General features: G+C 61.5%; 19 protein-coding genes. 14 read left to right on the top strand and 5 right to left on the bottom strand.

All coding sequences use genetic code 11. The features are described 5' to 3' along the window. Nucleotides 1–64: 64 nt before the first annotated feature. From D7241_RS04790 to D7241_RS04770, 5 genes are all read right to left on the bottom strand, one after another. Entirely contained in the window at nt 65–4,909 is a 4,845-nt protein-coding gene (locus tag D7241_RS04790) for an NAD-glutamate dehydrogenase (protein ID WP_408100518.1), read from the bottom strand. A 427-nt stretch (nt 4,910–5,336) separates the two neighbouring features. Next, nucleotides 5,337–6,641: a TRAP transporter large permease gene (locus D7241_RS04785; protein WP_408100517.1), complete on the bottom strand. Its 1,305-nt coding sequence runs from the start codon at nt 6,639–6,641 to the stop codon at nt 5,337–5,339. Nucleotides 6,642–6,685: 44 nt separating this feature from the next. Next, a complete protein-coding gene (locus D7241_RS04780; RefSeq protein ID WP_408100516.1) occupies nt 6,686–7,192 on the bottom strand; it encodes a TRAP transporter small permease in 507 nt (168 codons plus the stop codon). Between the two features lie 53 nt (nt 7,193–7,245). Further along, nucleotides 7,246–8,235, bottom strand: coding sequence for a TRAP transporter substrate-binding protein (locus tag D7241_RS04775; RefSeq protein WP_408100515.1), 990 nt, complete (start codon nt 8,233–8,235; stop codon nt 7,246–7,248). A gap of 252 nt (nt 8,236–8,487) precedes the next feature. Continuing rightward, the gene (locus D7241_RS04770) at nt 8,488–9,441 is read right to left on the bottom strand and encodes a LysR family transcriptional regulator (protein ID WP_255981821.1); all 954 of its coding nucleotides are present in this window, start codon (nt 9,439–9,441) and stop codon (nt 8,488–8,490) included. Between the two features lie 449 nt (nt 9,442–9,890). Here D7241_RS04770 and D7241_RS04765 point away from each other — a divergent pair, with 449 nt between their 5' ends. The 14 genes from D7241_RS04765 (at nt 9,891) to D7241_RS04700 (ending at nt 23,816) form a co-directional block, all read left to right on the top strand. Continuing rightward, nucleotides 9,891–10,643 carry a 5-oxoprolinase subunit PxpA gene (locus D7241_RS04765; RefSeq protein WP_408100514.1) on the top strand — a complete coding sequence of 251 codons (753 nt, stop codon included), beginning with the start codon at nt 9,891–9,893 and terminating at the stop codon, nt 10,641–10,643. Further along, nucleotides 10,640–11,356: a 5-oxoprolinase subunit PxpB gene (gene pxpB / locus D7241_RS04760; RefSeq protein ID WP_408100513.1), complete on the top strand. Its 717-nt coding sequence runs from the start codon at nt 10,640–10,642 to the stop codon at nt 11,354–11,356. Before D7241_RS04765 ends, pxpB begins: the two co-directional genes overlap by 4 nt. Then, nucleotides 11,353–12,270, top strand: a complete 918-nt coding sequence (locus D7241_RS04755; protein ID WP_408100512.1) for a biotin-dependent carboxyltransferase family protein — start codon at nt 11,353–11,355, stop codon at nt 12,268–12,270. Before pxpB ends, D7241_RS04755 begins: the two co-directional genes overlap by 4 nt. Nucleotides 12,271–12,491: 221 nt before the next feature. Then, a complete protein-coding gene (locus D7241_RS04750) occupies nt 12,492–13,451 on the top strand; it encodes an AAA family ATPase (RefSeq protein WP_408100511.1) in 960 nt (319 codons plus the stop codon). Then, the gene (locus tag D7241_RS04745) at nt 13,451–14,422 is read left to right on the top strand and encodes a DUF58 domain-containing protein (RefSeq protein WP_408100510.1); all 972 of its coding nucleotides are present in this window, start codon (nt 13,451–13,453) and stop codon (nt 14,420–14,422) included. Before D7241_RS04750 ends, D7241_RS04745 begins: the two co-directional genes overlap by 1 nt. Continuing rightward, nucleotides 14,419–14,916 (top strand): DUF4381 domain-containing protein, encoded by a 498-nt coding sequence (locus D7241_RS04740; RefSeq protein WP_255981833.1) that lies wholly within the window; start codon nt 14,419–14,421, stop codon nt 14,914–14,916. The genes D7241_RS04745 and D7241_RS04740 overlap by 4 nt, the downstream gene beginning before the upstream one ends. Continuing rightward, complete coding sequence (locus D7241_RS04735; RefSeq protein WP_408100509.1) at nt 14,909–15,925, top strand: vWA domain-containing protein; 1,017 nt, start codon at nt 14,909–14,911, stop codon at nt 15,923–15,925. Before D7241_RS04740 ends, D7241_RS04735 begins: the two co-directional genes overlap by 8 nt. Beyond that, nucleotides 15,922–17,658: a VWA domain-containing protein gene (locus D7241_RS04730; protein ID WP_408100508.1), complete on the top strand. Its 1,737-nt coding sequence runs from the start codon at nt 15,922–15,924 to the stop codon at nt 17,656–17,658. Before D7241_RS04735 ends, D7241_RS04730 begins: the two co-directional genes overlap by 4 nt. Then, entirely contained in the window at nt 17,655–19,277 is a 1,623-nt protein-coding gene (locus tag D7241_RS04725; RefSeq protein WP_408100507.1) for a BatD family protein, read from the top strand. The genes D7241_RS04730 and D7241_RS04725 overlap by 4 nt, the downstream gene beginning before the upstream one ends. A gap of 305 nt (nt 19,278–19,582) precedes the next feature. After that, entirely contained in the window at nt 19,583–20,803 is a 1,221-nt protein-coding gene (locus D7241_RS04720; RefSeq protein WP_408100506.1) for a CmpA/NrtA family ABC transporter substrate-binding protein, read from the top strand. A 14-nt stretch (nt 20,804–20,817) separates the two neighbouring features. Next, complete coding sequence (locus tag D7241_RS04715) at nt 20,818–21,402, top strand: ANTAR domain-containing response regulator (RefSeq protein ID WP_255981843.1); 585 nt, start codon at nt 20,818–20,820, stop codon at nt 21,400–21,402. Between the two features lie 97 nt (nt 21,403–21,499). Next, a complete protein-coding gene (locus tag D7241_RS04710; protein WP_408100505.1) occupies nt 21,500–21,670 on the top strand; it encodes a hypothetical protein in 171 nt (56 codons plus the stop codon). 114 nt (nt 21,671–21,784) lie between these two features. Next, nucleotides 21,785–22,228 carry a thioesterase family protein gene (locus D7241_RS04705; RefSeq protein WP_255981847.1) on the top strand — a complete coding sequence of 148 codons (444 nt, stop codon included), beginning with the start codon at nt 21,785–21,787 and terminating at the stop codon, nt 22,226–22,228. Nucleotides 22,229–22,604: 376 nt separating this feature from the next. Beyond that, nucleotides 22,605–23,816, top strand: a complete 1,212-nt coding sequence (locus tag D7241_RS04700) for an MFS transporter (protein ID WP_408100504.1) — start codon at nt 22,605–22,607, stop codon at nt 23,814–23,816. The last annotated feature ends 44 nt before the right edge of the window (nt 23,817–23,860 follow it).

The following is a 23,860-nucleotide window of genomic DNA, read 5'->3' as shown; positions in this document are numbered from 1 at the left end:
AAATGCGCCGGCGTTTTATTACTCACCAACCAACCGCCAGCAAATCCCGACAGTTGATCATTCGCTAGCGTTGCGCGCTTTCCAACGCCAGATCCTGCAACTCGCGTCCGGCAACGGCATACATGGCATAGTCGACGTTGCCGGCGCCGCGCAGCTCGACCAGCATCCGCCGCCAACGCTCGACCTGATATTCGCGCTGTTCCAGCCAGAGCTGAACGCGAGCATCCAAGTCCTCGGGCGCGCCGTTCATCTGCAACACCGAAACGGTAATTGCGCGCTGCTGGCTGTCGAGATCATCGCGAAAGCTTTCCCGCGCCAGCGCCTGCCAATTGTTCTCGACCGGAAGCCCTGTGATCTGCTGTAGATACCAAGGCAATTCCAGCGCGCCACCGACGGCGAAATACGCAGCCGCGACCTCAGCCGGCGGCTGGCCGGTTTCGTCAGCGGCCTCAAGAATCGGCAACAACGTATACAAATGATTGGTGCCGGCCACCATCCGCGCCAGCAATTCAGGAACGCCTGCCTCGGTGTAGCGCTCATAACGGGCTTGCCAAAGCTCACGAGTACCGCCCTGCAGCAGCGAGTCGAGCTTCAATCCGAGCGCTGCGACACGCGGACCGAAATGCCCGACGTCACGCGCCGCATCCAACTCGCTACGGCGGTTGCGCAAGAACCACCGGGTCGCGCGACGCCCCAGCCGCATGAGCTCTTCCATGAGATTCATCTGCAGTTCGGCCGGCACCTTATAGTCCAGCGCCTCGATCTGACGGAACCAGTGTGGTAGATGAAAGATGTCCCGCACGATCACATAGGCGCCCGCAACGTTTGCAGCGCTCAGGCCCGTGGCCTCTCTGAGACGCTGAACGAAGGTAATGCCCATGTTGTTGATCAGGTCGTTGGCGATCTGGGTGCTGACGATCTCTCGCTTCAGACGATGCTGCAACATCGCACCGCGATATTGCTCGGCTAGCAGTTGCGGGAACGCACTTTCCATTTCCCGCGCCAGATAGGCATCGTCCGGCACGCGTGACTGCAGAATGGCCTCCTTCAGGTCGATCTTGCTGTACGAGATCAGCACCGAGAGTTCTGCACGCGTCAGGCCTTTGCCCAAGGTTGCGCGCTCGACCAGCGCCTCCTCGGTTGGCAGATACTCCAATGCGCGGTCCAGCAATCCCTCCGCTTCAAGCGTGCTGATCAGCCGCTTGTACTCACCACTCCCCTCACGCGCACGGTGTTCGGCCTGCGATAGCGCCTGGGTCTGCTTGTAGTTGTCATGCAGCACCAGTTCGGCCACCGCGTCGGTCATCTGGAATAGCAGCTGATCGCGCTGCTTGCCGGTCATATCGCCGGCACTGACGATCTCATTGAGCAGGATCTTGATATTGACCTCGTGGTCGGAACAATTGACCCCACCCGCGTTATCGATGAAGTCAGTGTTCGCCGCGCCGCCATGCAAGCAGTATTCGACTCGCCCAAGTTGAGTGATGCCGAGATTGCCACCCTCACCGATGACTTTGGCCCGCAGCTCGTTCCCATTGACCCGCAATATGTCGTTGGCCTTGTCGCCAACATCCGCGTGGCTTTCCGCGGTGCTCTTGACGTAGGTGCCGATGCCGCCATTCCAAAGCAAATCCACCGGCGCCTTGAGCAGCGCGTGAATCAATTCGGCCGGCGTCAGGTAGTCCGCTTCGATCTCGAAGCGCGCCTTCATCTGCGGCGTAATGCCGATGCGCTTGGCCGAGCGTGGGAATACGCCACCACCGGCTGAGATCAGCGAGGCGTCATAATCAGTCCACGACGAACGCGGCAGATCGAACAAACGCTTTCGCTCGATGAAGCTGCGCGCCGCATCCGGCTCCGGGTCGATGAAAATGTGCAGGTGATTGAAGGCGGCCACCAGTTGCAGAGTCTCGGACATCAACAAGCCGTTACCGAACACGTCGCCTGCCATGTCGCCAATGCCGATCACGCTGACATTGTCTCGTTGGACATTAATGCCGCGTTCGCGGAAATGCCGTTGTACCGACACCCAGGCGCCCTTGGCGGTGATGCCCATCTTCTTGTGGTCGTATCCGGCCGAACCGCCGGAAGCGAAGGCATCGCCCAACCAGAAGTCGTACTCGGCAGCGATGCCGTTGGCGATATCGGAGAACGTTGCGGTGCCCTTGTCGGCCGCGACGACGAGGTAAGGATCATCTTCGTCGTAGCGCAGCACGTTGGCAGGCGGCACCACCTTGCCGTCCTTGAGGTTGTCGGTGATGTCCAACAAACCGCTAATGAAGATCCGATAACAAGCGATGCCCTCCGCCAACACCTCATCACGCGACCCGTTGCTCGGCAGCCGGCGTGGCACGAAGCCGCCCTTGGCGCCGCCCGGCACGATAATAGCGTTCTTTACCTGCTGCGCCTTAACCAGGCCCAGCACCTCAGTCCGGTAGTCCTCTTCGCGATCGGACCAGCGAAGCCCGCCGCGAGCGACCTTGCCGCCGCGCAGATGCACGCCTTCGACTCGCGGCGAATAGACGAAAATCTCGAACTTCGGCGCCGGACGCGGCATTTCTGGAATTGACCGCGGATCGAGCTTGAAGCTGAAGTAGCTCTTCGGCTTGCCGTTAGCATCGGCCTGATAGAAGTTGGTCCGCAGGGTTGCCTTGATCAGCGCGAGATAGCGCCGCAGGATGCGATCTTCGTTGAGTACCGCGACATCATCCAGTGCCGTGATGATGGCTTGCTCCAACCGAGCCTGCTTGTCGGCCAGGTCTTCTTCGCCAAGCTTGCGCGCCAGATAGAAACGCATCTTGAACAGGCGCACCAGCTCACGGGCAATGTCGGTGTGGTTGAGCAGCGCGCTGGCGATATAGCCGAGATCGAAGCCCATGCGAATCTGCTTGAGATAACGACCGTATGCCCGCAACAGCGCCACTTCGCGCCAGGTCAGCCCTGCCGTGAGGACCAGCCGATTGAAGGCGTCGTTTTCTGCCTGACCGTTATGAATATGAATGAACGCATCCTGCAGCGGCTCGTTGATTTCCATCAGATCGATTTCGAGCCCCTCGGCATAGGTGAAGGCGAAATCATGAATCCAGTATTCGCGACCATCCTTACGCCGCAGATGGAAGGGAAACTCACCAAGCACACGTAAACCAAGGTTCTCCAGAATCGGCAACATGTCCGACAACGGCAACGGTGCGTTCAAGTGATAGAGCTTGCAGTGCAGACGATTCTCCACCGCCGTGATCGGCTGGTAGAAGCTCATCACCAGTGGGCGCTCCTCGCTCAAGCTCAGTACGTGCTGCATGTCGACCGCAGCCGAGTGAGGGGCGAAGCGCTCGCGGTAACCAGCTGGGAAGCCCTTCGGGAAATCACCGAGAATGCCGGTGCCCTTGCCTTCACCGAAGCGCTCGATTACCACGCTGGAATAGTCGTCCTGCCAAGTCCGGCAGGCTTGCACCACTTCCCGCTCCAATTGGGCCGGATCGAACTGCACCTGCTTGTTCGGATCCAGGCGCAGCAGGAACTGCACGCGAATCAGCACTGATTCGGAGAAGTAAGTTGAAAACTCACAGCCGCTGGCTTCGAGCCTGTCCACCAACACATGCTGAATACGCAGCCGCGTTTCGGTCGAATAGCTGTCTCGCGGCACATAGGCCAGGCAGTAGCAGAAGCGACCGTAGGGATCGATGCGCAGAAACAGCCGCAGCTTGTTGCGCTCTTGGATCTGCACAATCGCGATGGCGGTATCGAAGAGCTGATCGATGGTCATCTGGAACAGCTCGTCGCGCGGCAGCACTTCAAGTACCTGAATCAGCTCCTTAGCCAGATGCGCCGAATCTTCGAAGTGGGAGCGTTTCACTACTTCGGCGACCTTGCTGCGGATATAGGGAATCCGCCGGACGCTCTGGGTGTAGACAGAGGAGGTAAACAGGCCGAGGAAGCGGCACTCTTTGATTACCCGCCCCTGCTCGTCGAACTCCCGAATGGAGACGAAATCCGGATACGCCGGCCGGTGCACCCGGCTCGGCGTCGCCGCTTTGGCGAAGGACAGCAGCAGCGGCTCGCGCAAATAGGCCAGGGCCGGCGGCATGATCAACTGTTCACTTTCTTCGAGGCCCGTACGTAACGTGCGCGACAAGCCCAGTAGGGACGACTCGTCATAGACGATTCGGCCACCGTCACCCTGATCGATGACCGTGAACTCTTCATAGCCAAGGAAGGTGAAATGATCGTCTGCCAGCCAGCGCATGAAATCCATGCTCTCGGCAAGCTGGGCATCGTTCTGCTGCAGCGTGCCCAGGCGGGCATGGTGTTCTTCGGCCTTCGCCTTCATCGCCGGGAAATCGTTCACAGCCAGACGTACATCGGCCAGAACACCGTGAAGCGACTGCTCCAGTTCGCGCAAGGCAGCGGCGCTGGCGCAGCGGTCTATTTCGACGAAGATCAACGACTCGGCGTCGCTGCCTTCAGCGGAGCTGCCCTTGGGCAGCAGTTCTAGCAGACTGCCATCGGCGTCCCGGCGGACCTGCAGCACGCTGTTCTGCAGCGTGTGAATCGCGTAGCCGCGGCGGGTCAGCTCCATCCGCACCGAGTCAACCAGAAACGGCATATCCGGATGCAGCACTTCAACCACGCTGTGGGTCGACTGCCAGCCGTGCTTCTCATAATCAGGGTTGAATACATGAACGTCCGGGTTGCCCGGATCGAAGCGTTCCAGCAGGCGCCAACTGGCCAACGTTGAGCCGACAAGATCGGTCATGCGTCGCTCGGTGAGCTCGGGTAGCGCGACGATCCCGAAGAACTGCTCGGCGAAAAGTCCCACTTGTGACAGAAGTTTTTCGTCGACATGCTGCGCCAGGGCCACTTGCAGTTGTTGCTGAAAGTCGGCTTTGCTGGCAGCTGTAAAGAACGCCATTTTTTCGCTCCGTCTGGCTTGGGAATTAGACTAAGGCAGTCGCGGGAGGTGACTGATAACGCAACGTGTAAGTTCAACGTTAGTTCAGTAAACCGGGAATACATCGATGCATGCACTCTCTGGTGTGGCGACGTCAGCGACCGGGCGGTCATATTTGATTGCGGGAACGACGGCCATCGACTGCTGCGTCTTCGTTGGGATCGGTTCGCTCAAATTGCCGAGCTGCACTCACTGACCGTTGCTAGATCGATCAGCGTCGGGGCCAGAGATTGCAGGTGCCGCGGACCGGATCCTGAATTAGGCGAGCTTTTGCAGCTGATCGATCATGGCGGGCCAGCTGGACACGTCGACCTGTCAGATACGGGAGCGCCATTTGTAGCTCCCCAGGCCCATGGGCCGGCCAACGCCATGCCAACCGGCTCCTGCGCTACTGCCCGGTCACCGCCTGAGGCAGTGCCAGGACGATCTGCGGAAACACGGTGATCAGAAGCATCGCCAATGCGATCAGGAAGAAGAATGGCATGCTTGCCCGGGCTACCGACCAGAGATCCCGACCGGTAAGGCCCTGGATCACGAACAGGTTGAAACCCACCGGGGGCGTGATCTGTGCCATCTCGACAACGAGGATGACGAAGATGCCAAACCAGAGCAGATCGATACCCGCCGCCTGAATGGCAGGCATGATGATCGCGGTGGTTAGCAGGATGATGGAGATGCCGTCCAGGAAGCAGCCAAGCACGATGAAAAGCACGGTGAGCGAAAACAGCAGCACATAAGGCGACATTTGCTTGGCCACGATCCAATCGGCGAGCGCAGACGGCAGACCGGTGAAGCTCATCGAGGCCGTCAGGTAGTGGGCACCGAGCAAGATGAAGAAGATCATGCAGGACGTACAAACGGCGCCCATCAAGCTGGCCATGAAGGTCTCGCGAGTCAACGAGCCCGACACACCGGCAATCACCAGCGCGCCGACGACGCCAACCGCTGCCGCCTCGGTGGCGGTTGCTATGCCAGCGTAGATCGAGCCGATGACCGCAACGATCAGCAACGCAACGGGGATCAGCAACCTTGCCCGAGCGATTTTCTCGCGAAAGGAAAGCCGTTCGTTGTCCGCTGGGATCTGCTCGCGATTGATCATCGACCAGACCATCAGATACCCCGAGAAAATGACCAGCAGCAGAAGCCCCGGTAGCAACCCGGCAATGAACAGGCGAGAGATCGACACCTGGGCGGCTACGCCATAGACGATCATCATGATCGAAGGCGGGATCAGCAGACCGAGCGTACCGGCACCGGCAAGCGACCCCATGGATATGGCGTCGGGATAACCGCGCGACTTGAGTTCCGGAAGCGAGATACGGCCGATCGTCGCGGCCGTCGCAGCGGACGACCCGCTGACAGCGGCGAAAATGCCGCAACCGAGGACGTTGGCATGCAGAAGCCGGCCCGGCAAAAACCTGATCCAGGGCGAGAGGCCGTGGAACATATCTTGGGAAAGCTTGGTGCGATAGAGAATTTCCCCCATCCAGATGAACAGCGGCAGGGCCGTCAGCGTCCAGCTTGCACTTGCCGCCCAAGCTGTAGTCGCCAGGATAGGCCCTGCAGGTGCACCTCCGAAGACCTCCATCGCGATGATACCCACGCCCAGCAGCGACAACGCCACCCAGACACCAGCGCCCAGCAATACGAAGAGCGCGACAAGCAAAGTCGTGCAAAGGATGAAATAGTCCACGGTAATCTCGCTGATTATTGTTGGAAAAACGGACGCGAGCGTGCTCACTCACTCAACGCGGGCTGAGCATCGGCAACCTCGAAACTGCGCGCCATTACGAAACAGATCAGTCGATCGAGCATCGCGACGACCAGCACGGCGGTGCCAAGCACCATGGGCACTTGCGGTATCCACATCGGAATCGGCAGCAGCCCGGAGGACACCTCGCCGAACAGGTAGCTTTCATAGACGAACAACATGGAAAACCATGCGAGGTAGGCGGCGATGGCCAGGCCGACCAGGGTTCCGGCAATTTCCAGCCGTTGTTGGCCGCGTTCGGAAAGCGCCTTGAACAGCAGCGATACGCGGATATGCGCGCCTCTATGCAGCGCGTAAGGGAGCCCCAGAAACCCCGACGATGCCATGGCGTAACCTGCCAGCTCGTCCGAAGAAGGCACCATGGTGCCGAGCAGCCGGGCGCAAATCTGTGCAACGACCAAGGCGCAGATCAGCACCATGAACACACCCGACAACAGGCCACAGAATTCATACAGCGGTTTTAGCGACTTCATGAGCTTACCTCCGTCATGGTCCCGCCCTTATCCAGGACGGGACGAAGCACCACTCAATCCTTGTAATCGCTGAGGATCTTCTGACCATCCGCACCGGCTTTCTCCAGCCACTCGGTGGTCATGGTGTGGCCGATATCGGCCAGCGCTGTTTCGACATCGGCCGGCGCCTCGGCGTGAACCTGCATGCCGTTGTCGGCGAGCGTCTTGGTCAGTTCGCCCGTTTCGGCTTCGGCGGCTTGCCAGCCCCGCTCTTCGGCCTTCGCCGCTGCATCGAGTACCGCCTTCTGCACGCCCTTCGACAGGCGATTGAACGCACGAGCGTTGATGATGACCATGTTCTTCGGAATGAAGGCCTGTACATCGTAGTAGTGCTCGGCGAAGTCCCAGACCTGGGTATCTACACCCGTAGTCGGTGAAGTCAGCATGGCGTTGATCATCCCGGTGCTGAACGCCTGCGGCACCTCGGCCACGTTGATGACCGTCGGGACAGCCCCCATCAACTCCACCATTCGTGAAGTCGCAGGGTTGTAGGCGCGAAATTTCATGCCATCGAAGTCAGCCATGCTGGTGACCGGTTTTTGCGTGTAGATGCTTTGCGGCGACCAGGGCATGGCATACAACAGCTTGACGCCCTGTTTTTCCAGGCGCGCTTCGATCAGAGGGCGGCTGGCTTCCCAGAGCTTGCGCGCCTGTGGATAACTGCGGGCCAGGAACGGCACGCTGTCGATTTCGAAGATCGGATCTTCGTTACCAAGCACCGACATCAGCACGTCGCCAAGCTGTACCTGGCCGGTCTGAACCGCTCGTTTGACCTCGGGTCGCTTGAACAGCATCGAATTGCCGTGCACGCGAATCTGCAATTCGTTGTCCGTAGCCTCCGCCACGTTCTTGGCGAACTCCTTGGCTACTTCCGTGATGGAGTTTCCGTCAGGGTTCTCTGCAGTCATGTTCCATTTGTCCGCGGCCTGCGCGCTAAACGTTGCCAGGCCGATAGCGCAGGCGAGGGCCGGAAGCCCGAAGCGAGAAAAAATTATTGTTTTCATGGGTCTTCTCCAGTCGCTCTGTTGGCGTTTGCTAGCTTTTCGTTCGTTAGGTCCTTCGTGAAGCTGGTTCGAGTCTCGGCAAGTGGGGCGGGCGGTGTCCAACTAGAAAATCCAGCAACGCATGATCGGAAAAGCTTATGGCATGACGTCCTCGAACACGCACGCCGGCTGCATGCACAAAAAAGGGGCCACGAAGCCCCTGTCTCTCTGCTATGCGAAACGCGACGATACCGACTCGGCGAACGCCGTATATCAGGCAGATTCGCGCGCCGTCGCAGACGTGCCGGGCTCCGCCAGACGCACCATATCCGCGCCCATTGAGCGGCTGAAGTCGGCGATGACCTCATGCACCAGCGCGACAACGTTATCGATCAGATCGAGCCCTACGCCGGCGCGCCAGTTCGCGACGATATCCATGGCCGGAGGCACCGGTACATCGGCCAATACAACCAATACGCCCTGCCGGAGCTCGTCAGCCACCAAGGCCGCAGGCAACGCGCCGATTCCGAACCCATCGCGAATCAAGCGGGTCATGGCGGCCACCGAATTGACGCAACTCACGCGCGGCGACGCGATGTTGCCGGCATGCAGCATGTTCAGCAGGTCCTGATGCGGACGCGAGTGCTTGGAGAACGTAATCACCCGTTCGCGCGTTAAATCTTCCAGCGATTGATAGGTGCGATCGAATATGGAACCCGACGACACCACCCATTGAACCGGATACTGCGCCAGCGCCTGATTGCGCACCGAATCGGCGCGCACTTCGTCGGTCTGAAAAATGATGTCCAGATAACCCTTCTGGAGCTGATCGCAGAGATTACGGGCGGTGTCGGCGGTGAGCTCGATCTCGACGGCCGGGTAACATTCCATGATTCGCGCTACGAACGAACTCAACCAGGTGTGCATGATCGTATCCATCGCGCCGATACGGACCAGCCCTTGGGTATCCCCAGCGCTGCTGATCGACTGCTTCATCGCCTGCATGGTGTCCATCATCTGTTCGGCATATTCCAGCACCCGCTGCCCTTGTGCCGTCAGCGTGACGCCCTTGGAATCACGCAAGAAAAGCGGCACGCCAAGTTCATCTTCAAGGGCGGCGATACGGCTGGAAATCGACGCCTGGGTGCTGAACAGCTTTTCGGCCGTAAGGCGGAAGCTCTTCAGCCTGGCTACCCAGACGAATGTCTCGAGAAACCGCATGTTCATAGGCAGACAAAGCTCCCGGTTGTCCTTGGGGTGTGAAGTGCGCGGCCATACTCCAGGCGAGGAAAAGCAATGCCTGTGCCATAAAGCTAGTTCATGGCGCCACGTTTGCCGCCCAATCCGATGTCGCGCCTCCAGATTGCTCCAGGCACACGCTCTGCCACCCAAGCAGTCGCAGATCGTGCGCAGCAACGCCGTGTGAGCGCTGCACTATTGCTCGAACGGGCATCCGTTGGCCAACGCGAAATTCCTGTTGCGTTCGATAGTAAAGAACCGCTCGCCTCCGCATCGCCCATGTGGTGCGCGGCTCGGCGATAGATCGAATTTTCTTATCCCCCGCGCACGTCTTAATTTGTTGGACGCGGCCAGATGCCCCTTCAACAATGCGCTCAGTGCCACCGTCTCAGGCCGGAAGGCGAGAACTCGCTGTGAACCAATAAGAGAATGCCCCTATGAAAAATCCGCTCTTGAATTGCGACATCGGGGAGAGCTTCGGCGCCTGGACCATGGGCCTCGATGCCGAGGTCATGCCGTACATCGATTGCGCCAACATCGCCTGCGGCTTCCACGCCTCGGACCCCGGCACCATGCGCAAGACGGTGGCGCTGGCCGCCGAACATGGCGTGCGCATCGGCGCCCACCCGGCCTACCCCGACCTGGTCGGTTTCGGCCGCCGCTCGATGGCCTGCACGCCGCAGGAAGTCGAGGACATGCTGCTCTATCAGATCGGCGCACTCGAGGGCATCTGCCGCGCCCACGGCCAGCGCGTCAGCTACGTCAAGCCGCATGGGGCGATGTACCAGGACATGATGCGCGATCCGGCGCGGCTGCGCGCGGTGATGCAGGCTGTGGCCCGCTACGACCGCCAGTTGCCGCTGATGCTGATGAGCACCGCCGACAACGGCGCGCCGCTGCGCATGGCCGAGGAGTTCGGCCTGACCCTGTGGTTCGAGACGTTCGCCGACCGTGCCTACGACAACGCCGGCTATCTCGTTTCGCGCAGCCTGCCGGGGGCGGTGCACCACGACAGCGAGGTCATCGTCCGTCAGGCCCTTACCCTGGCCCGAGGCGAACCGTTGCAAGCCAGCGACGGAAGCGCCCTGCGACTGGCCAGCGATACCCTGTGCGTGCACGGCGACAACGCAGGCTCGGTAGCCGCGGTGCGGCGCATCCGTGAAGCCCTGCGCGAACTGGAGCAGGCATGAAACCCGGCATCGAGGTTTCGGCGATCGACTGCCTGACGCTGCGGCTGTTCGAGGCCATCGACGAACGCAACATGCCCTGGCTGCGGGCGGCCGGCCGGAAGATCACCGCACTGTTCGGCCCCGCGCTGGTCGATCTGGTGCCCTCCTACACCACCTTGATGGTTCATTACGACCTGAGTCTGATGACCTCGACACAGGCGCGCGCCTGTCTGGCCCGCGCTGTCGAAGGCCTTGAAGCGGCTGAGGATGCCGGCGGCACGCTGCACCGCGTACCGGTGTGGTACGACCCGAGCGTCGGCCCGGAACTGGAGCTGATCGCCGGGCGCGCGGGTCTTACCGTGCAGCAGGTGATCGATAGCCACTGCGCCCATGATTACCAGGTGTTCGCGCTGGGTTTCGCTCCTGGCTTCGCCTTCATGGGCCTGGTCGAAGAGCGTCTGGCGACGCCCCGGCTCAAGACCCCGCGCAAGCGCGTCGCCGCCGGCAGCGTCGGCATCGCCGACCGGCAGACCGCGGCTTACCCGGTGCAATCTCCGGGCGGCTGGAACCTGATCGGGCGCACCCCGGTGCAACTGTTCGATTACCAGCGCGACGGCTACAGCCTGCTGCGTCCGGGCGATCGCGTGCGCTTCGAGCCGATCGACCGTGCCGGCTTCCTGCGCCTGGGCGGCGACGACACCGCGCAGGCAACAATCGAGGGCGCGACAGCATGAGCGCGATAACCGTGGATTACAGCCGTTCCCTGGCGCTGCTGCAGGATGGCGGGCGTTTCGGCGTACGCCATCTGGGCGTCACCCAGGGCGGCGCCTTCGACTGGGTTTCGATGTACTGGGCCAACTGGCTGCTGGGCAATGCGCTCGATGCCGCGGTCATCGAAATCACCCTTGGCGGCCTGCGTCTGCTCTGCGAACGCGACGGCTCTCTGGCCCTCGCCGGTGCCGACCTGCAGGCCACTCTCGACGACCGGCCGCTGCAATCCTGGCGCAGCTTCAGCGTCCGCCGCGGGCAGGTGCTGACCTTTGCTCAGCCGCGCCTCGGCGCTCGCGCCTATCTCGCAGCACCGGGCGGCTTCGAGGGGGAACGGGTGCTGGGCAGCGTCGCTACGGTAGCGCGCGAATCACTCGGCGGGTTACGCGGCGACGGCCAGCCGCTCAGAACGGGCGACCGACTGAACTGGAGCGGCCAGGGCGGCGCCCTCAATCAGGTGCCGGAGGCACGGATACCAGACTTCTCCGCAGCCCGTCCGCTCGATCTGGTGGTCGGCGCACAGATCGGCGAGTTCGCCGGACAGAGCCTGTACGACGCGTTCAACTGCGACTGGACGGTGGATACCCGCAGCGACCGCATGGGCGTGCGCCTGACCGGACCGCAACTGCGCTGCCGTGTGTCCGGCATCGTCTCCGAGGGCGTACCGCTCGGCGCGGTGCAGGTGCCGCCAGATGGCCAGCCGATCGTACTGCTCAACGACCGCCAGACGATCGGTGGCTATCCGCGGCTGGGTGCGCTCACCCCTGAAGCGGTGGCGCGTCTCGGCCAGTGCCTGCCGGGCAGCCGGATTCGTCTGCGACCGGTGGTACAGCGCAGCGCCGAGTTGATCCAGCAGCGGCTGTTGCTGAACTGGCGCTGACGTTAGGGGCTGTTGACGTTTCGCTGCGAGCCGCGACGAAACGTCAACAGACCCTAGCAGCCTGACAAGGGCCGATCATCGGCGGCGCTACCCCATTCACAATCGCGGCGGGCCAAGCGAGCATCGGCGCCGAGAGTGCAATACAATCGCACTCCCCGGCCTCCGGGCTTCCGGAGACGGCGTATCGCCGCCTGGCCGTTTCTCAAGTATCGGGAGCCGTGATGGACCACCGTGAAGCGCTCGTCTCGTTGCGCCAGTTCCTCTCCAGCCAGATCTTCGGTCAGGAGCGGCTGATAGAACGCCTGCTCATCGCCCTGCTAGCTGACGGACATTTACTGGTCGAAGGCGCCCCGGGCCTGGCTAAAACCCGGGCGATCAAGGAGCTGGCAGGCGGAATCGAGGCTGAGTTCCACCGCATCCAGTTCACCCCCGACCTGCTCCCGGCGGACATCACCGGCACAGAAATTTATCGCCCGGAAACCGGCAGCTTCGTTTTTCAGCAAGGTCCCATCTTTCACAATTTGGTGCTGGCGGACGAGATCAACCGCGCCCCGGCAAAGGTTCAGTCAGCGCTGCTCGAAGCCATGGCCGAGCGCCAGGTCAGTATCGGTCGCAGCACCTATGATCTATCACCGCTGTTTCTGGTGATGGCAACGCAGAATCCCATCGAGCAGGAAGGCACCTACCCACTGCCCGAAGCGCAGCTCGACCGCTTCCTACTGCACGTAAAACTCGGCTTCCCCGATGCATCGGTGGAACGGCGCATCCTGCAGCAGGCACGCGGCGAAGCCATCAACGGCGAAACCCCTCCCGACCATCGCGTTTCGCAGCAGGCGATTTTCGCCGCACGAAAGGAAATTCTCGGCCTGTACATGGCCGATGCGGTGGAGGAATACCTGGTGCAGTTGGTCATGGCGACCCGCACGCCCGCCAAGTTCGACGCCGAGCTGGCCGGCTGGATCGCTTACGGCGCCAGCCCCCGTGGCTCGATATCGCTGGACCGCTGCGCCCGTGCCCATGCCTGGCTGGCGGGTCGTGATTTCGTCAGCCCGGAAGATATTCAGGCCATGCTGTTCGACGTGTTGCGCCATCGCCTGATTCTTTCATTCGAAGCGGAAGCCGCCGGCATCGATCAGGATCGCGTTCTGCAGCGCATCCTCGACGTGGTGGCGGTGGCCTGATGCAACCCTCACCAAACGCCGGTATCGGCCATGCACCGCCCTCGCCCGGCGACGGAATACGTGTGAGCCTGGCCGAGCTGATCGACATTCGCCATCGGGTCAGAGAGGTGCCCTTGTTTTCAAGCCCGCACCGGCGCAGTCAGCTGGTCGGCCTGCATCACTCCAAGCTCCGCGGGCGTGGTGTGGACTTCGATCAAGTGCGTATCTATCAGGCCGGCGACGATGTTCGCACCATTGATTGGCGCGTGACGGCACGAACCCAGGAGCCCCATACCAAGCTGTTTCATGAAGAGCGCGAGCGGCCCATTTACATTCTCGTGGAGCAGAGCCCCCGGTTGTTTTTCGGCAGCGGTATAGCGTTCAAATCGGTACTCGCCGCCCAAGCTGCCAGCCTTGTCGGCTGGGCCGCGCTGAGTCATAACGACCGAGTCGGCGGTTTGGTTTTCGGCCATGGCGAACAGCACGAGATCAAACCGCGACGCAGCAAACAGAGTCTGTTGCAGCTGCTAGATCGTCTGGCCCGGGCAAATACCGGGCTGTCCGCAGACCAGCACAGCGACCCGGATTCGTTCGGCCTGGCATTGAGACGTGCCCGCGAAGTGTTGCGTCCCGGCAGTCTGGCGGTGATCGTCTGTGACGAGCGCACCCTCGGCGATGCCGCCGAACAACAGCTGACATTACTCGCGCGCCACGTCGACCTGTTGTTGATGCCAGTCTTCGACCCGCTCGACCACGCCTTGCCTGCCGCCGGCCTGCTGCGTTTTGCTCAGTTCGGCGCACGGATGGAGCTGGACACTCATGATGCGGCCCTGCGCCAGACCTACCGCCGCCAGGGCGAAGCCCGCAGCGCACGCTGGCAGCGCTTGGCTGATCGCCTGCGATTGCCGTTGATGCCGCTGAATGCCCAGCATGAGCTGGTAGATCAGCTGCGCGATCACCTCAGCGTGCAGCATCCCGGAGCGCGCCGATGAGCTCGCTCGATCAACTCGAACCTTTGATCACACCGCCGCCGGTTGTCTGGTGGCCACCAGCGCCCGGCTGGTGGTTTCTTGCAGCGCTGAGCCTCGGCATTCTCTTGCTGGTGCGCTTGCGGCCTTGGCGGCGCTGGCAACGAGACGAAGTCGACGACAGCACAGAGGCTGACATCGAGCCTCAGCGCCATGTCGCGCTGATCGAACTCAGTCAGCTGAACAAGCCCTACGATGGGCAGCCGGCAAACCAGTGGTTGCAACAACTCAACGCGCTACTCAAGCGCCTTTGCCGAATCCGCTATCCGGACGATCATCCGCACACGCTCAGCGGTCGCGCCTGGCTGGCGTTTCTCGATAGCCGCTGCCCAGCCGCCGGCCTCACTCGCTGGATGGTTCTGGTCGAAGGAGTTTACCGCGCCGAATGCCGGCTGGATGACAAGGCCATTCAGGGCCTTGAACAGGCCGTGCAGATCTGGATTCGCAAACATGTTTGAGCTGGCGTGGCCGTGGATTTTCCTGCTATTTCCGCTGCCCTGGCTGCTGCGCTGGTTGCTGCCGGCCGCCGACAGTGGCGATGCTGCATTGAAGGTCAGCTTCCTCGGCGAGCTGGAGTCGCTGGCGGGCCGCCGCGCCGCCGTCGCGCTGCCCTCGTGGCGCCAGCAGTTGCCATATCTGGTGGTCTGGTCGCTGCTGCTGTTTGCCGCCGCCAGACCACAATGGCTCGGCGAGCCTTTGCCGTTGCCCACCAGTGGCCGTGATCTTCTGTTGGCGGTGGATGTGTCCGGATCGATGGACTATCCCGACATGCAATGGCAGGGGGACGAGGTCAGCCGTCTGGAACTGGTCAAGCAGTTGCTCGGCGACTTCATCATCGAGCGCCGCGGCGACCGTGTTGGCCTGATCCTGTTTGGCAGCAAGGCGTATCTACAAGCGCCGCTGACCTTTGACCGTCAAACCGTGCGCACTTGGCTCGACGAAGCTGTCATCGGTATCGCCGGTAACAACACGGCTATCGGCGATGCCATCGGGCTGGCGGTCAAGCGCTTGCGCGAACGTCCCGCTAAAAGTCGAGTACTGGTGTTGATCACCGATGGTGCCAATAATGGCGGTGAGGTCGATCCGTTGCTGGCTGCACGCTTGGCGGCAGATGAAAGTGTAAAGGTGCATACCATTGGGATCGGCGCCGATGCGCAAACCAATGGCGTGCTCAATCGTTTCGGGTTCAACGCCGGTGCCGAATTGGACGAACCGACCCTGCGAGCCATCGCCGAGCAGACCGGGGGCGAATACTTCCGAGCACGCTCGAGCGAGGAGCTGAAGGCGATCGGCGCCACCCTCGATCAACTCGAACCCGCCGCACAACAGCCGGCAAGGGCTCGCGTCGCCGAAGCGCTTTATGTCTGGCCACTGTCGGCCGCCCTACTGATCAGTCTGCTACTGGTAGCAAGCAGACTCTGGCAGCTGTCGTTTCAGCGCCTCGTCCGGCGAGGAGATCGTCCGTGAGCGAGTTGCTACCGCATTTGCTTCGGCCGTTCTGGCTGTTGATCATGCCACTGCCGATCTGGTTACTGTGGCGTCTCTGGCATCGTCAACGACAGATCGGTCGCTGGCAGCGCCTGTTACCCGAAGCTTTTCATGCGGCATTGCTGACCCGCGGCAAGCTGCGCAATAGCAGGCGGCCATGGTTACTGCTCGGCTTGGCCTGGCTGCTTGCCTGCCTGGCCTTACTGGGGCCGAGCTGGCAACACGCTGAACAGCCCAGCCTGTCACGCGCCGACCCGCTGGTTGTACTACTCGATACGACGCCCGCGATGCTCGCTGCCGATGTCCGCCCCAACCGCCTGGAACAGGCCAAACGCAAGATTCTCGATTTGCTGCACACCCGTCAGGATGCCCAAACCGCCGTTGTCGTGTTCGCCGGCAGCGCTCACACGCTGGTGCCGCTGTCCAACGATATCGCCACGACACAGAACCTCCTGGCTGCACTGCAACCGGAGCTGATGCCGGAACCCGGACATCGAGCGGATCTGGCGGTGGCACAGGGAATCGAACTGCTCGAGCAAGGTGCCCGCGGACGCGGCCGGTTGCTTCTGATCGGTAGCAGCCTGGACAAGCAGGAACGCTCAGCGATCCGCACGCTGCTCGACAATAGCGACCAGCAATTGCTGATACTCGGCATCGGCACCGAGCAAGGCGCTCCGATCGCCACGGAAGATGGCAGCTTTCTCAAGGACGACAAGGGCACCATTCTAATCCCGCGCCTGGACGACAACGCGATGGGCCGGTTCGCCGCAGATATCGGAGGGCATTACCAGCATGTACGGATCGACGACGCAGATTTGGACAGCCTTGGTCTGCTGGAGCGCAGAGGAGCGCTACTAGCAAAGGATGACACCACCCGACTCGACGCCTGGCTGGATCAGGGCCACTGGCTGTTGCTGCCCTTGTTGTTGCTGGCAGCCTGCGCCGGGCGCCGCGGCTGGCTGTTCTGCCTGCCCCTGATCATCTTCATGCCGCAGCCGGCTAACGCGCTGAGCATGGAGGACTTATGGCTACGGCCGGATCAGCAAGGCATGCGTCTGCTGGAGTCCGAGCGTCCAACCGAGGCCGCCGAGCGATTCGAAGATCATCAATGGCAAGGGTTCGCTCGCTACCAGGCCGGTGATTTTGCAGGCGCCGCTGAGCAGTTTTCCAAAGACGATACCGCCACAGGTCACTACAACCGCGGTAACGCGTTGGCGCGCAATCAGGAACTGGAGGCCGCCATCGAAGCCTATGATCAAGCACTGGCATTGGATCCAGAGCTGAAGTCGGCCCGTCGCAACAAGGCCATCGTCGAAGAAATCCTGCGTCAGCGCCAGCAACAGGCACAGCAGAACGAAACCTCAGCAGATCAGGCCGAGCAGGATGCACCGCCTGATGCCACGCAAACGCAGCAGACACCTTCGACCCAAGGCGCTGCTGGCTCGGCGCCTGAAGCAGCTGAAACCGCCGAGCAGGAAGATGCCAGCGGTAATCTCAGTCAAGATGTCAATCCGGCTTCAGAGAAGACGCCCACTGAGGCAACGCAAAGCGACGCAGACGCGACGCTTGCCCAGGCCCAAGAGGCTTCCGTCGATCCCGAGCAAGACCAGGCGATGAATCAGTGGCTGCGCAAGATACCCGACAACCCCGGCGAACTGCTGCGCCGCAAGTTTCTCTACGAACAACGCAAGCGCCAGGAAATGAATCAATGATGCGGCTGATGACACTGGTGTTTCTGCTCCTGCTCGCCTGCCAGGCAAGCGCCTCGACACTGGTCGCACGGGTCGACCGCACCCAGCTGAGCCTGGACGAAACGGTCGAGCTGACGCTTGAGACCAACGACGTCACCGTATTCAGCAAGCCGGATCTGCAACCGCTCGATAATCTGTTCAAGGTATTCGGTACCCGCCAGGTCAATCAGCTGTCCGGTGCCAATGGCGAGGCACGTGCCATCACTCAATGGTTGATCACGTTGCAACCGCGGCAGGCCGGCTACGTGGTGATCCCGCCGCTGCAGCTGGGCGACTGGCGTAGCGAACCCATCACCTTGCACGTCAGCGAATCCAGCGCGGAGGGCGGCGACAAGCTTGCACCGATATTCATCGACGCCAGCCTCGATCAGGACAGCGTCTACGTGCAGGCGCAGGTCGTCCTGACCCTGCGCATCTACCATTCGGTTTCGCTCTATGACGACAGCACGCTTTCGCCCTTGCAGATGAGCGATGCGTTGGTCGAGCGCCTGGGCGAACCGCGCACTTATGAAAAGGACATCAACGGCATTCGCCACGGCGTGATCGAAATTCGCTACGCGCTGTTTCCGCAAAAGAGCGGCACGCTGACCATCCCTGCGCAGCTGTTCAGCGCCACCACGGTGGCTCCCTCGAACGGTGACTACTATGGCTCCCGCTTCGGCAGATCCATGCAGGTCAAATCTCCCACCATTCCGCTGCAAGTCAAACCTAAACCAGCCGAATATCCCGCCGGTGTGCCCTGGCTGCCAGCAAGCAATCTGACCCTGGTCGAAGCCTGGAGTCCCGACCCGCAGGACGCAGAGCTCGGCGAGGCGCTAACACGCAGCCTTCTGTTGAAGGCAGAGGGTCTGACTAGCACACAGCTGCCGCCAATCGAATCGCCGCAGGTGCCAGGGCTGCGCCGTTATTCCGATCAACCGAGCCTGAATAACGAGGTCACCGACAACGGGGTCAGCGGCAGCCGCGAGCAGCGCGAGGCATTGGTGGCGACGCGAGCTGGGGACCTTCTACTGCCCGCCGTGGAGCTGGTCTGGTGGAACACCACCGAGGATCGACTGGAGCGCAGCACACTGCCCGAGCGGGCGCTGCACGTGGCAGAAAATCCAGACATTCAGCAACCGACGATCGAGTCTCCCGATGCTCCGCAATCGCGTGATCAAGCGCGGCTGTGGCCCTGGCAGTTGAGCAGCGCAGTGCTGGCCCTGAGCACCCTGCTCGGCTTCGGTTTGTGGTTGCGCGCGCGCAGACAGCCAGCCGTGATCCGAACAGTCCAGTCCGGCCCGACGCCGCGCAGCCTGCTCGATGATCTCAAGCGCGCCTGCCTGGCTAATGACACCCAGGCGACGCGCCACGCTCTTGATGCCTGGGCCCGCCAGCAACCCGAGACGCTGGCTGATATGGCCGCGCGCTTCGTACCGCTATCCGATGCCCTCGATGGGCTCAACGGTGCACTCTACAGCGAGACCGGCCAGCGCTGGCAGGGCGAAGCGCTGTGGCAGGCCATCCAGAATATGCCGACAGCGCAACCTGCCAGCGTTGAGCAAGAAACAGGTGCCTTGCCGCCGCTATATCCGCGCTGAAGCTCGCTGCGCTTTTCTCGGCTGCTCCAGACCGTAAGCCAAATCCTCGGCTGAGCGCGACCCGACCGTCAGCCGCACCGGAGGATCGTGCGCCGGATCGATACGTCCCCCGACCCTAAAAAATGGTGTCACCACGACACCTTGGCTCGATGGGTTGCACCTATCCACGGGGCCGCTGGATCGTCGGCGAGATGGCATGGAGGTATTTGGCATATGGCTTGCTTCGCCAGAGTCATGGTCCTCCAGCGTGTCCGGTCGCTTCATACGGCGACGACCGCCTTCGCATGGCAAAGGTTTTTCTCAGCATGACCGATCCCAACACACCGCCCCGTTCCGACGCCCTGGCCTGGGTGGCTGGCAGCGACGCGCCAGAAAAGCATGTCGTCAATCTTGGCTTCATGGCTCTGACCGACGCCGCGTCGTTGATAGTTGCTGCCACTCAGGGTTTCGCCCAGCCATACGGGCTCACGCTCAACCTGCGTCGACAGAATTCTTGGTCAAACCTGCGCGACAAGCTGGTCGAGCGCGAGCTGGACGCCGCGCAGGGTCTGTACGGATTGATCTATGCCATGCACCTGGGCATTAGCGGCGGTGCGCCCGTGGACATGGCCGTGCTGATGGGGCTGGCCCAGAATGGGCAAGGCATTACTCTATCCAGTCGTTTGAAAGCGCTTGACGTGACCAATGCCGAGGCGCTCGGGAAATGCGTGCGCCAGAGTGGTGCGAAAATCACGCTTGCCCAGACGTTTCCCACCGGCACACATGCGCTCTGGCTTTACTACTGGCTGGCGGCCCATGGCATCCATCCCTTGAACGATGTACGCACATTGGTGGTGCCGCCATCGCAGATGGTTGCTCATCTACAAGCTGGTCGTATCGACGGATTCTGCGCGGGCGAGCCGTGGGGCGCGCAGGCCATTGAACAAGAGATAGGTTTCACCCTGGCCACCAGCCAGTCGATCTGGGCCGATCATCCTGAGAAAGTTCTGGGCTGCACGCGCGCGTTCGTCGAGGCCTATCCGAATACCGCTCGAGCGCTGATCATGGCGGTTTTGGAGGCCAGCCGTTTCATCGATCAAAGCCAGACCAATCGGCGCAGCGCCGCACAACTGATCGCCAGCAACGAATACATCAACGCACCGCTCGCTGCCATCGAACCACGCTTCCTCGGCCAGTACGAAGACGGGCTCGGGCACGCCTGGCAGGACAAGCACCCGTTGCGTTTCTTCGGTAACGGCGAGGTGAACATGCCCTACCATTCCGACGGACTCTGGTTCATGACCCAACTCCGCCGCTGGGGGCTGCTGCGTGAAGATCCGGACTATCTTGCCGTAGCGCAGAGCGTGCAGCAGACCAGTCTTTACCGCGACGCGGCGACCGCCTTGAACGTTCCGGTACCGGACTCATCCATGCGTAGCGCCGTATTGATGGATGGAAGCCACTGGGACGGCAGCGACCCGGCCAGATATGCACGCAGCTTCGCCCTGCACGCTCTGACTGATGCCGCCACGCCCGGCATTTTTTGAAAGAGGAGACAGCCATGCTTCGTGTTCTCCTGATCGACGACACCCCGCGCAAAGTTGGTCGCCTGCGGGCCGCCTTGAACGAGGCCGGATTCGAAGTGATCGAAGAATCCGGCCTGACCATAGACCTGCCCGAACGGGTCGAGTCCATACGCCCCGACGTGGTGCTGATCGATACCGACTCGCCCGGCCGCGACGTGATGGAACAAGTGGTGATGGTCAGTCGCGATCAGCCGCGCCCCATCGTCATGTTCACCGACGACAACAACCCCGACGCCATGCGCCAGGCGATCCGCGCAGGCGTCAGCGCCTATATCGTCGAAGGCATTCAGGCTCAACGCCTCAAACCGATCCTAGATGTGGCGATGGCCCGCTTCGAAAGCGATCAGGCCATTCGCGCGCAGCTGCATGCCCGAGATCAACAATTGGTCGAGCGCAAGCGCATCGAGCTGGCCAAGGGCATGCTGATGAAAATGAAAAGCTGCAACGAGGAAGACGCCTATACGTTGATGCGCCGCCAGGCCATGAGCCGCCAGCAAAAGCTGATTCAGGTAGCCGAACAGATCATTGCCATGAACGAGCTGCTGGATCGGTCGCATTGACAACGCACAACGCCTGCGGACGGAGGGTGCTGAACAGCACGCGGCTCGATCCGATGCGCTCCAAACGCCGATGGAACATAAAAGATGGAGAGATGAGATGGCCATGATCGCGACCTTCGTAATCGCCTGCCTGTTGGCATTGCTCGGTCATTATCTGAATCGGATTGCCAGCGCCCGACATCATCAGCGACTCGAAGCCTTGCAAGCCAAAGCGAAGCGCAGTCTACAACAGCTGACGGAGCCTTCGCCTCAGCACAACGAGCAGTGAGAACTATCGCGGCTCTTGTCGCGAGCAGGGGCGCTCGCGCTACGCCCCGTATCAGCTGTAGCGGGCTAGTCGCTACGTTAGAATGCGCATCTTCAATCACCAGCCGAGCAATTCATGGCCCGCCTCGCCCTGCACTTTCCAGAAGACCAGTTCTGCTTCACGACCCAGCAGACCGTACGCATCACCGATATCAACGCCGCTAACCATTTGGCCAACGACTCGATGATCTCGATGATTTCCGAAGCCCGCGCGCGCTTCCTGTTCGCTTACGGCATCGCCGAAACCACCAAGGACGGCTGCGGCATCATCGTCACCGACCTCGCCACTACCTACAAAGCCGAGGCTCATGCGCGCGACGTGCTGCTGTTCGAGGTCGGCGTGATGGACTTCAACAGGTACGGCGGTGACATCACGTTCCGCATTACCCGCCCGGCTGACGGCACGCTGATCGCCATGGCCAAGTCGGGCTTCGTTTTCTTCAACTACCGGGACAAAGGGGTAGTGCCGATGCCCGGCGAGTTCGACGCAAAATTCCCCAAGGTCAACCGCATTTCCTGATCGCTCCGGGACCTCTCGGAAACGCTTCAAATCGACGCACAGGATCGTGGCGGTGCGCCTTTTTCATCCAGCCTCTACTGCTCCAACCGTCGCAAAGCGCCCGAAAAGCAGCGGGCCGACCGGTTGGCACAGCTCCTGCTTTGCAATCGGCAGGTAGCCAACGGCGGTTACTCACAGACATGACAAAGGCGTCGCGTCCCCCCGTTCGAACTGACGGGGGTTCGCGGCGCCTTTTTTCGTTGCCCCGTTGACACGGGCGCGTGCAGCACCGACCCGCTGCTCGCAATAGATTTCGCGCTGTCGCCATCGGCCGACAGCACCGCGTTCTCCGGCGGCCATTCGGCACGTCGGTTCTACTTGTCTTGTGAGGTGTTCGATGAATACGAGTTTCTGGAAAGCCGGTCACACGCCAACGCTCTTCGCCGCCTTTCTCTATTTCGATCTCAGCTTCATGGTCTGGTACGTGCTCGGCCCGATGGGCGTGCAGATCGCCGCCGACCTCGGTCTGACCACTCAACAACGCGCCTTTATGGTCGCTACGCCGATCCTTTCTGGCGCAGTCCTACGCTTGGTGCTGGGCATGCTGGCCGACCGTACCTCACCGAAGACGGCCGGGTTGTTCGGACAGAGCGTGGTCATCGCCGCGCTATTCGTGGCTTGGTTGAATGGCATCCACAGCTATGAACAGGCATTGCTGCTGGGACTGTTCCTCGGTATGGCCGGCGCCTCCTTCGCGGTGGCGCTACCGCTGGCCTCGCAGTGGTACCCACCGCAGCATCAGGGCAAGGCCATGGGCATCGCCGGGGCGGGCAATTCAGGTACCGTGCTCGCGGCCCTGTTCGCGCCAGTGCTGGCGACGATGTTCGGTTGGAGCAACGTTTTCGGCCTGGCATTGATCCCGCTGATGCTGACCCTGATCATTTTCGCCAGTGTCGCGAAGAACGCGCCGAACCGCCCTGCCCCCAAATCCTTCGCCGACTATATGAAGGCGCTAGGTGATCGAGACAGCTGGTGGTTCATGTTCTTCTACAGCGTGACCTTCGGCGGCTTCCTCGGCCTGGCCAGTACCCTGCCCGGCTACTTCCATGATCAGTACGCCTTCGACCCGGTCAAGGCCGGCTATTACACCGCCGCCTGCGTGTTCGCCGGCAGCCTGCTGCGCCCGCTTGGCGGCGCGCTGGCCGATCGTATCGGTGGTATCCGCTCGTTGCTGGTGATGTACACCCTGGCGGCCGCTTGTCTGTTCATCGTCGGCTTCAATCTGCCTAGTTCCACCGCTGCATTGGCGCTATTCGTCGTCGCCATGCTCAGCCTCGGTGCCGGTAATGGTGCGGTGTTCCAGTTGGTGCCGCAGCGTTTCAGCAAGGAAATCGGCGTGATGACCGGGCTGGTCGGCATGGCTGGCGGTATCGGTGGCTTTCTGCTCACCGCCGGTCTGGGTGCCGTCAAGCAAACCACCGGCGACTATCAGCTGGGCCTCTGGCTGTTCGCCAGCCTCGGTGCGCTGGCCTGGTTCGGCCTCTATGGGGTCAAGCGGCGCTGGAGGACTACCTGGGGTTCGGCCGCGATGACTGCCGCGCGGGTCTGATCGACGCAACCTAAGCTGGACCAACGAAGACAAGCCACGCGGCT

It is taken from the genome of Stutzerimonas sp. VN223-3 (assembly GCF_045999685.1).
GTDB lineage: Bacteria > Pseudomonadota > Gammaproteobacteria > Pseudomonadales > Pseudomonadaceae > Stutzerimonas > Stutzerimonas stutzeri_AR.
Note: the sequence above shows the minus strand (reverse complement) of the source record. Positions and strands in the feature narration are given on the sequence as shown.